Annotated in this window: 6 protein-coding genes; 2 read left to right on the top strand and 4 right to left on the bottom strand. The window is 55.5% G+C overall.

Translation table 11 applies throughout. From position 1 onward, the window contains the following. The first annotated feature begins 80 nt into the window (after positions 1-80). A complete protein-coding gene (locus OGX81_RS06215; protein ID WP_047457942.1) occupies positions 81-1,676 on the top strand; it encodes an ABC-F family ATPase in 1,596 nt (531 codons plus the stop codon). A gap of 91 nt (positions 1,677-1,767) precedes the next feature. On the opposite strand, the gene OGX81_RS06220 is transcribed toward OGX81_RS06215, so the two are convergent. Then, complete coding sequence (locus OGX81_RS06220; protein WP_146209154.1) at positions 1,768-4,131, bottom strand: glycoside hydrolase family 31 protein; 2,364 nt, start codon at positions 4,129-4,131, stop codon at positions 1,768-1,770. A gap of 17 nt (positions 4,132-4,148) precedes the next feature. Continuing rightward, positions 4,149-5,450: an MFS transporter gene (locus OGX81_RS06225; protein ID WP_049010087.1), complete on the bottom strand. Its 1,302-nt coding sequence runs from the start codon at positions 5,448-5,450 to the stop codon at positions 4,149-4,151. A gap of 292 nt (positions 5,451-5,742) precedes the next feature. Between OGX81_RS06225 and OGX81_RS06230 the strand changes: the two genes are divergently transcribed. Continuing rightward, positions 5,743-6,816, top strand: a complete 1,074-nt coding sequence (locus OGX81_RS06230; protein WP_024130506.1) for a LacI family DNA-binding transcriptional regulator — start codon at positions 5,743-5,745, stop codon at positions 6,814-6,816. On the opposite strand, the gene OGX81_RS06235 is transcribed toward OGX81_RS06230, so the two are convergent. After that, positions 6,813-8,075, bottom strand: coding sequence for a DUF1479 domain-containing protein (locus tag OGX81_RS06235; RefSeq protein ID WP_012133143.1), 1,263 nt, complete (start codon positions 8,073-8,075; stop codon positions 6,813-6,815). The two genes, OGX81_RS06230 and OGX81_RS06235, sit on opposite strands and share 4 nt — an antisense overlap. A 150-nt stretch (positions 8,076-8,225) precedes the next feature. After that, a complete protein-coding gene (locus OGX81_RS06240) occupies positions 8,226-9,041 on the bottom strand; it encodes a Cof-type HAD-IIB family hydrolase (RefSeq protein ID WP_104868877.1) in 816 nt (271 codons plus the stop codon). Positions 9,042-9,308 lie beyond the last annotated feature (267 nt).

Here is a 9,308-nt window from a genome sequence, read left to right on the forward strand (position 1 = left end):
GCGGCTTACCGTGAGGCGCGATCTTATTTAAGACTTGTGGCATAATAAGCGGTTTGTCACATATTTTTCAGGATACGCCAGTGTTAGTTTCCAGCAACGTCACCATGCAGTTCGGCAGCAAGCCGCTGTTTGAAAATATTTCCGTCAAATTTGGCGGCGGCAACCGTTACGGCCTGATTGGCGCCAACGGTAGCGGTAAATCCACCTTTATGAAAATCCTCGGCGGCGATCTCGAACCGACGCTGGGCAACGTCTCTCTCGATCCGAACGAGCGTATCGGTAAGCTGCGCCAGGATCAGTTTGCCTTCGAAGAGTTCAGCGTACTCGACACAGTGATCATGGGGCATGTTGAACTGTGGGAAGTGAAACAGGAACGCGACCGCATCTACGCGCTGCCGGAAATGAGCGAAGAAGATGGCTATAAAGTGGCCGATCTGGAAGTGAAATACGGCGAAATGGATGGTTACTCTGCCGAAGCGCGCGCGGGCGAACTGCTGCTGGGCGTGGGTATTCCGGTTGAGCAGCACTACGGCCCGATGAGCGAAGTCGCGCCAGGCTGGAAGCTGCGTGTCCTGCTGGCGCAGGCGCTGTTTTCCGACCCCGATATTCTGCTGCTTGATGAACCGACCAACAACCTCGACATCGACACGATCCGTTGGCTGGAGCAGGTACTGAACGAACGTGACAGCACCATGATCATCATTTCGCACGACCGTCACTTCCTGAATATGGTGTGTACCCACATGGCGGATCTGGATTACGGCGAACTGCGCATTTACCCGGGTAACTACGACGAGTATATGACCGCCGCCACCCAGGCGCGTGAACGCCTGCTGGCCGATAACGCCAAGAAAAAGGCGCAGATTGCAGACCTGCAATCTTTCGTCAGCCGCTTTAGCGCTAACGCGTCTAAGTCTCGCCAGGCAACGTCTCGTGCCCGTCAGATTGATAAAATTAAGCTTGATGAGGTGAAGGCCTCCAGCCGTCAGAACCCGTTCATCCGTTTTGAACAGGATAAGAAGCTGTTCCGTAACGCGCTGGAAGTGGAAGCGCTCGCGAAAGGCTTTGATAACGGCCCGCTGTTCAAGGGCGTTAATCTGCTGCTGGAAGTGGGCGAAAAGCTTGCGGTACTCGGGACTAACGGCGTGGGTAAATCCACGTTGCTGAAAACGCTGGTGGGCGATCTGGCGCCGGACAACGGCACCGTGAAATGGTCAGAGAACGCGCGCATTGGGTATTACGCGCAGGATCACGAATATGAGTTCGAAAATGACCTGACGGTGTTTGAATGGATGAGTCAGTGGAAGCAGGAAGGCGATGACGAGCAGGCTGTACGCAGCATTCTTGGCCGTCTGTTGTTCAGCCAGGACGATATCAGAAAACCGGCGAAGGTGCTCTCCGGTGGTGAAAAAGGGCGTATGTTGTTCGGTAAGCTGATGATGCAGAAACCGAATATCCTGGTGATGGACGAACCGACCAACCACCTGGATATGGAATCGATCGAATCGCTGAACATGGCGCTGGAGATGTATCAGGGCACCCTGATTTTCGTTTCTCACGACCGTGAGTTTGTTAGCTCGCTGGCGACGCGCGTGCTGGAAATTACGCCGCAGCGTGTGGTGGACTTCAGCGGCAACTACGAAGATTATCTGCGTAGTAAAGGGATCGACGGCTAAAAAAAAGCCCGGTGGCGCTACGCTTACCGGGCCTACGCTACAGTTTGTAGGCCGGGTAAGGCGAAGCCGCCACCCGGCAATCAACAACTCACTACAACACCCACTCACTCCCTTCAACGCCGTTCACCCGCAGCGTACGTTTTTCCCCCGCCGGTAACGATACCTTCAACGCGTTCCATGCCGGACGATAGTCGCCACGCGCGTTGATCCTCAGGTTGACGGTCGCCCCATCGCACACCATCTCCCATTCCACCCACAGGGCATTGCCCGTCTGATAACCCCAGCTTTCGCCATCGTCTTCAAACAGCAGACCGGACGTTGTCCCCACGCCTTTGACCGGGAACAGTTTCAGCTCGCGGGTATCGTCGCGTTCAGCGCTGACATGGGTGATCCGTTCGCTCAGCGGCAGACCTGCACCGGCGCGTACCAGCAGCGGCAGTTTTTCCAGCGGCGCGTTCAGCGTGATCCACTGGCCGCCAGAGAACCATTCGTGGCTATCGAAATCGTACCAGCCGGTTTCGTTATCCGGCAGCCAGACGCGGCGTTCACGTTGACCGGGTTCCACCACGCTCGCCACCAGAATATCGCGGCCAAGCAGGAAGTCGTCGCACTCTGCGAAGGTTTGCGCGTCGTGCTCGTGGTCGAGGAAAGTGGGGCGCAGCATCGGCTCGTCGTCGGCGTGCGCCTGCCACAGCAGCGTGTAGAAGTAGGGCAGCAGACGGTAACGTAGCTCAATCGCGCTACGAATCGCCGGCGTCACGCCCGGGTACATCCACGGCTCATTCACCGTATGATCGTCATTCCATGAGTGGATGGTAAAGCGAGGGTGCATCACGCCGTTCTGTACCCAGCGCACGAACAGCTCCGCATCCGGTTTATCGCCAGAGAAACCGCCGACGTCGTGACCCACGTTATACAGCCCGGACAGACTCATCCCCAGCCCCATGCGGGTGTTGTAGCGCAGGGTATCCCAGCTGGTGCGGTTATCGCCGCTCCAGGTTTGCACGTAACGCTGCATCCCGGCGCAGCCGGAACGGGAGATCAGGTACGGGCGTTTTTCCGGCGCAAAGCGCTGCTGCGCTTCCAGCGAGGCGCGCATCATCAACAGCGGCATGACCGGGCGAATATGTTTGATGGCGATTTCGCGGCCAAAGCCGTGGCAGCGGGCTTCGCCATCCCACACTTCGAACTCGTTGTTGTCGTTCCAGGTGGAGTCGATCCCCATCTCCAGCAACTGCGTGGTGACGCCTTCCTGCCACCAGGCGACGGTTTGCGGATTGGTGAAATCAAGGTTAGAACCTTCGTCATCCCAGAAACTTGAACGTTCCGGCGCGTCGGTTTCCGAATCACGGATAAATAACCCTCTTTCCGCGACTTCGTTGTAGCGCGGGTGATCCTGCAACAGACACGGTTTAATGTTGGCTGCCAGCTTCAACCCCGCATCGTGGAATGCCTGGGTCATCACTTTCGGCTGCGGCACCTTGTCGTAGTTCCAGTTAAAGACATAGCGTTTGCCGTTAATGGAGGTGTAGCCAGATGAAAGCTGGAACGAATCGCACGGAATCGCGTGTTCATTGCACAGACGGATAAAGTTCATCAGCTGGTTTTGCGCGTCCGGCGCATCGGTGTAATGCATGGTTGAGCCGCTGTAACCCAGGCTCCACTTCGGCCCGAACAGGGTTTTCCCCGTCAGGCGCACAAAGGCTTTGGTGACATCCAGCACGCGCTTGCTGGTAAAGATGTAGTAATCGATATCGCCCGCTTCCGCCTGCCAGCGGCGATAGGCGGTGTGATAGTTGTCGATTTCATTGCCCAGATCCAGCCAGCAACTGCTCAGGTTGTCGTAAAACAGACCGTAGCTGACGTCATCGCGGCGGGCGATGGTGAATGGAATATGTTTGTACAGCGGATCGGTGCTGACCGCGTTATAGCCCATCGCGTCAAGGTTGCGCATCTCATAGCGTTGGCCGTTGCGTTGCAGGTCGCCCGCTTTCTCGCCCAGGCCGTAAAAACGTTCATCTTTACGGCGGCTTAAATAGTGCGCCACGCCGTCGCCGTGAGCGTTCAGCAGATAGGCGCTGGTGGGGCGGTCGTTGACCAGCGGCTGCCAGTCGCCCGCCTCGTCGCGATAGTGCCACTCCAGCCACAGCGGCTGGTGGACGGTCACGCGCAGTTGCTCAGTGGCGACAATCAGCGCGCCATCCTGCTGCGTCAGTTGCCAGGCCGGGCAGCTAAAGCCGCTGACATCCTCACGGCTGCGGCCTTCCCACGGCACATCCTGCGCCGGGGCGATACTCCAGGTTCTGTCTAATGCCAGTTCGCCTTTACGTTTGATCAGCACGCGAAACAGATTTTCTTCCAGTACGTACAGGCACAGATGGTGTTGACCATCGACCAGCAGTTCCAGATGATGGGCCGACTGTTTCTCTACAATCCAGTTTTTCAGGGTTTTCATACGCAATACATCCACTATCAGGCGCGCTTGGCGCGACGTTCAGCAATAAATGCCACCAGGAAAACAGCGCCAATCAGGTCAAAGAACCCCATGGCGATAAAGAGCGGGTTAAAGCCGATTTTGTCGGCGGTAACGCCAATTAACAGAGAGAAGAGGAAGCTGGCGATCCACGCCGCAGAGCCGCGCATTCCGTTGACGGTCGCCATCTGGCCTTTATCAAACGACTCCACGACCAGCGCGCTCAGCATGCAGGAGATGATCTGATGACCGAAGCCGCCAATGGAGATCAGCACGATGGTGATATACGGATCGCGGGTAATGGCCACGATGCCGAGAGAAATCATCAGAAACGCGCCGGTCACGGAGCTTGCCACCACGGAGTTAACGCGAGAGCAGCCAAACAGACGGGTATACAAGCGGGTGAGGTAGCCGCTCGCCACGCTGCCGAGATCGGCGGCGAGGAACGGCAGCCAGGCGAACATGGCGATCTGCTTCAGATCCATACCGTGTTCCTTCGCCAGATACAGCGGTACCCAGAAGCTCAGCACCGCCCAGGCCGGTTCTGCCATAAAGGCCGGGATCGCGATACCGTAGAAACGTTTATTTTTCGACACGGTTTTCAGCGCGGTCAGGAAGGGCAGTTTCACGGCTGGAGGCTCGTTATCCTGCTTGATATACTCCAGCTCCTCTCCACTCAGGTTCGGGTGCTGTTCCGGGTTATGGTAGAACGCCCACCACAGGATCACCCACAGCAGCGCCAGCACGCCGGTAAACATAAATGCGCCCTGCCAGCCGAATGAGGCGTGCGCGAAGTAGATGATTGGCGGCGCCAGCATGGCGCCAATTGAGAAGCCGACGCCTGCCCAGCCCGCAGCGACCGGACGCTCTGATTTCGGGAACCATTCGCCGATGGTTTTGGCGTTGGCTGGCGTAGCGGCCGCTTCAGATGCGCCCATAAAGAAGCGCAAAATTGCCAGATGCAGCCAGCTTCCGGCGCCCGCGTGGAAGATACACATCAGCGCCCAGATCCCGGCGCAGACCATAAAGCCAATCTTCAGGCCAATCACATCGATCAGCCAGCCGCACAGGGGCTGGAAAATGGTGTAGGCAATCTGGAACGCGCCGACAATCCAGGAGTATTGCTCGGTGGTGATCCCCAGACTCTCTTTTAGCTCCGGCGCCAGGATACCCAGCGAGTTACGCGTGATGTAGTTAACGGTCACACCCAGTAAGAACAGCACCAGCACATACCAGCGCAAATTTTTGATGACGCGGCGGGTTTTACTCGCGGCGACAGTGTTATTGATGTCCTGACTCATTTCTTTTCTCCACAAGACGGACGGTAGGGGAAATAAACGTTTGGGTGTCACACAAATATTGTTATCTTATTGAAAGTTATCTTTTTATTTATTCTTAGTTGCTATACAACTAGTATGTAAGTTGTGTGACAAGTTCAGGTTAAGTGAGAAAATGGGCGGGCAATAGCGGATTTTGTGCAAGTTTTCTCATTACTAACGGTATCGCTCTGGCAAGATGGGCGTTAAGCCAGTTATTTCCCTGTTTGTGCGTTATGAAAATTTTTTCATTTAGCAAATGGAGCAAGATCACAAAATGGATAAAAGGCTCAAAATCAGCGAAATTGCCGCGCGGACGCAGCTTTCCGTCAGCACCGTTTCCCGCGTGCTGGCGGGGAAGGCAAATACCAGTGAAAAAGCGCGCAACAAAGTGCTGGAGTGCGCGCGGGAGCTGGGCGTCATGGACGGGATGGCGGCAGGCAGGCTGTTGCTGAATAGTCTGGTGGTCTTTGCGCCGCAGCGGGCGTTTGATGAGCGGTCCGACATCTTTTACTACCGCGTGATTCAGAACGTGAGTAAAGGACTGACGGCGTATGAAGTACGGCTGCGTTATTGCGCGCTTGAGGAACTGGACAGTGACGCGCAGCTTTTCCTCGCGCGGATGAACGAAGCGGAAACGCAGGCGGCGATTTTGTTAGGGATTGACGATCCGCATATTCACGATTTGGCGGTGGACGTGGGGAAACCCTGCGTACTGATTAATTGCCGCGATCAGCGAATGCGTTTGCCAGCCGTTTCGCCCGATCACCGCGCCATTGGCGAACTTGCCGCTGATTATCTTTTTTCAATGGGGCATCGCGACGTGATGACGGTGCTCTGCCTGCGTCGCTACACGATGGAGCTGCGTCTGGCCGGCATTCGCGACGCCTGGCAAACCCATAATCTGAAATTTAACGATAAGCGGGATTTACTGGTATCGCCGAGTTTCAGTGCGAAAGAGGCGGAGCAGCGGGTCAGCGAATGGCTGGCGAATACGCCGGATAAGGCGTTGCCGACGGCGTTTTTGGTCGGCGGTGATTTTATGGCGGCGGGCGTCATCAGCGCGTTGCAAAAGCGCGGCCTTCGCGTGCCGCAGGATGTGTCGGTGATGAGTATTGACGGCTTTAATCTGGCGGAAATTCAGGATGTGCCGTTAACAGCAGTGCATGTGCCGCGCGATGAGCTGGGGACGGAGGCGGTACATATGCTGCAACAACGTCTGGTTCGTCCGAATGCGCCAATCGGTACGCTGTTGCTGAACGGCACGTTAACGGTGCGGGAGTCGGTGCGGCGGATACGTCCAGGGAAACGACGCACCGCCGTCGAACGGGAAGGGCTGTATGACGCTTAACTCATGCCCAGCGCGCGTTTTCCGTGAATGTTCAGATCGCTCAGCGTAAAACGGCCTTCCCAGTTTGTTTCGTAATCTTCACGCGGGAAATCGCCTGGCGATGCGCCCGTTTCCAGCGCGGCTTTGACCTTGTGCGCGTAAGCCAGGTTTTTCTCGCACATCGGCGCGGCGGGGATGTACATCACGTTCCCCCAGCCTTGCTGATTTTCCACCGGCGCGACGGAGTGGATCACATCGCAATGCCACCAGACGGAGTCCCCGGCCTCCAGTTGCGGAATACTGGTCAATGCCTCAATCAGCAGCGGATGCCATTGTTGCGAAACCGGCAGCACCCGGCCTGGTGCAACGCCGCACAGTTCATCTTCAGGAACGTCATCCAGCAGGGGGCGTAACAGGATATACGCCATCGCTTCTGGAATCGGCACCACATGCAGCAAGCCCTGGCCCGGCAGCATATCTGACAGCGCCGTCCACCCCTGGAAGGTGCGGAAAACCGAGCATTTGGTGGTGTTATCGACCGTATACTCTTCGACTTCGGTACGGTAGGCGGCATGCCAGGGATCGTACTTCTCCAGCTCGCCGTTAAAGATACTGGCGAAAACCCGTTGATAGGCGGGCAGCAGCCAGCGTTCCAGCGCGCCGGAATCGGTATGCGCCCCCAGACCTTTTGAGGTGGTGCCGGGCGGGCGGCGGCGGATGCGATCCGGGTAGATCACGCTGATATCCGGGTTGAACCACTGTCTGCCGTCGCTTTCAAATGTCCACAGCCGATTAAGGAAAGACTGAACGTTCGCCATCTCTTCGCTCTGACGAGCCTGCATCTGCGCCTGCGACCAGTAAATCGGATAAATTTCAGGGCGGGAGGCGGTTAACGTGCCGAAGAAGTTATCGCCGGGACCTTTGTACACCTCATCAAAATGGTTGCGATCCAGATAATCCAGCATGGATTGATCCCATGCCAGCGCCTGTTCCCGCGGGAAATGGCCCTTAATGACCGCGCATCCACGCCGTTTGATCTGTTCACGCTGCGCTGCTGTGATGGCGCCGGACTGGATATCCGCGTAAGACAGCGCAGGCCAGACGGCATCGCCCTGCGCTTTGAGCGTATTGATTTCCGCCACGCGTGTGGCAATCACCTCGCTGAGCCTGTCAAAAACGCCCTGCACATCACCGAGCTGCGCCCGCAACGCCTGCTTCATCTGCCGGATCGCCGCTTTATGATCGGCCGGTAATGTATCGCTTGTGAAGGTTAAAGCCATAACCACCTCGCATTGACTTTCATTCGAAACTTAAATTAATTACAAATGACAATATAAGTTATAAATAAGTTAATGCAAGTTTAAAAACTTGATGCGGTACGCAGAATAGAAAAGCAGGAGGGAACCGGAGCAGCGCTCCGGTATCTGGAATCAGACGTTAAAAGGCGGGGCGTTATCCAGTACGGCCTGAATCACGTTTAACGCTCCCTGATGGTTGTTATCATCGGTATGATAACGGCTGAGGGCTTTGATGTTGTCTGCGGCGTTCGCCATCGCGAAAGCATACCGCGCCATTTTCAGCATTTCCGCATCGTTGTCGCTGTCGCCAATCGCCACCACATTTTGCGGCGAAAGATCCCAGCGTTTCAACAGACGGCTGATGCCGTTCGCTTTGTGTAATCCCGGTATGATTAAGTCGATGAAGCCGAAGCCGCTGGTCACGGGTTTCATAATGCCGTCCAGCGACGTATGCAGCGCATCAACCACGAAGGGGATCTGCTGGTCTGGCAGGTTCAGTGAAAACTTAAACAGAACATCGTCAATGTCCTGGTAATCCTTCACGGGTTGCAGACGGTGGTAGTGCTTCGACATCAGCGCCACAAAAGATTCCGGCGCATGTTCGCTGACATAAGCGCTTTTCAGGCCGCAGGCGACAAAATTAAGCTGCTTATCTTTTAACAGCTCGCCAATCACAATACGGGATTCATGCCGGGTCAGTTCGCCATGAAACAGCTGCTTGCCATGCTCATAAACCAGCGCGCCATTTTCCGCGACGAAGGAAATTTCGTCTTTCAGCTCGGGGAAAAAGGAAATAAGTTGGTAATACTGATTGCCGCTGGCGACGACAAATTCGATGCCGCGTTTTTTTAGTTCCTGATACTGCGCCATAAATCGTGCGTGATCGTACTTTTTGGCGTCGTCGAGAAAAGTTCCGTCCATATCAATGACGATAACTTTAACGGTCATACATTGCTCCTGGGTCACTGCGTTTTGAAACATTCTAATAACAAGGTGACGGGGAGCACAAATTTAATTTCATTCGAAAGTGAAACGGCAACTGAAGTCGCCGTATTTGTAGTTGCCTGTCGGGTAAGGATATTGTTAATCCCAGTTTCCATACGGGTAGGTTTTGCCTTTAATGAAATCCTGCGTTGACTGAATGAAATTAAACGTGCCGCCGGGAACGACGTAGTCTTTGCAGAGCGTCATCTCGTTGCCTGCGAGGGTCCACAT

Source organism: Citrobacter sp. CK206 (assembly GCF_030333125.1).
Classification (GTDB): Bacteria; Pseudomonadota; Gammaproteobacteria; order Enterobacterales; family Enterobacteriaceae; genus Citrobacter_B; species Citrobacter_B koseri.

Bases quoted from the DNA above. Each gene is read 5' to 3' on its own strand.
- OGX81_RS06220 (WP_146209154.1), bottom strand. From the start codon at position 4,131: ATGAAAACCCTGAAAAACTGGATTGTAGAGAAACAGTCGGCCCATCAT.
- OGX81_RS06225 (WP_049010087.1), bottom strand. From the start codon at position 5,450: ATGAGTCAGGACATCAATAACACTGTCGCCGCGAGTAAAACCCGCCGC.
- OGX81_RS06230 (WP_024130506.1), top strand. From the start codon at position 5,743: ATGGATAAAAGGCTCAAAATCAGCGAAATTGCCGCGCGGACGCAGCTT.
- OGX81_RS06235 (WP_012133143.1), bottom strand. From the start codon at position 8,075: ATGGCTTTAACCTTCACAAGCGATACATTACCGGCCGATCATAAAGCG.
- OGX81_RS06240 (WP_104868877.1), bottom strand. From the start codon at position 9,041: ATGACCGTTAAAGTTATCGTCATTGATATGGACGGAACTTTTCTCGAC.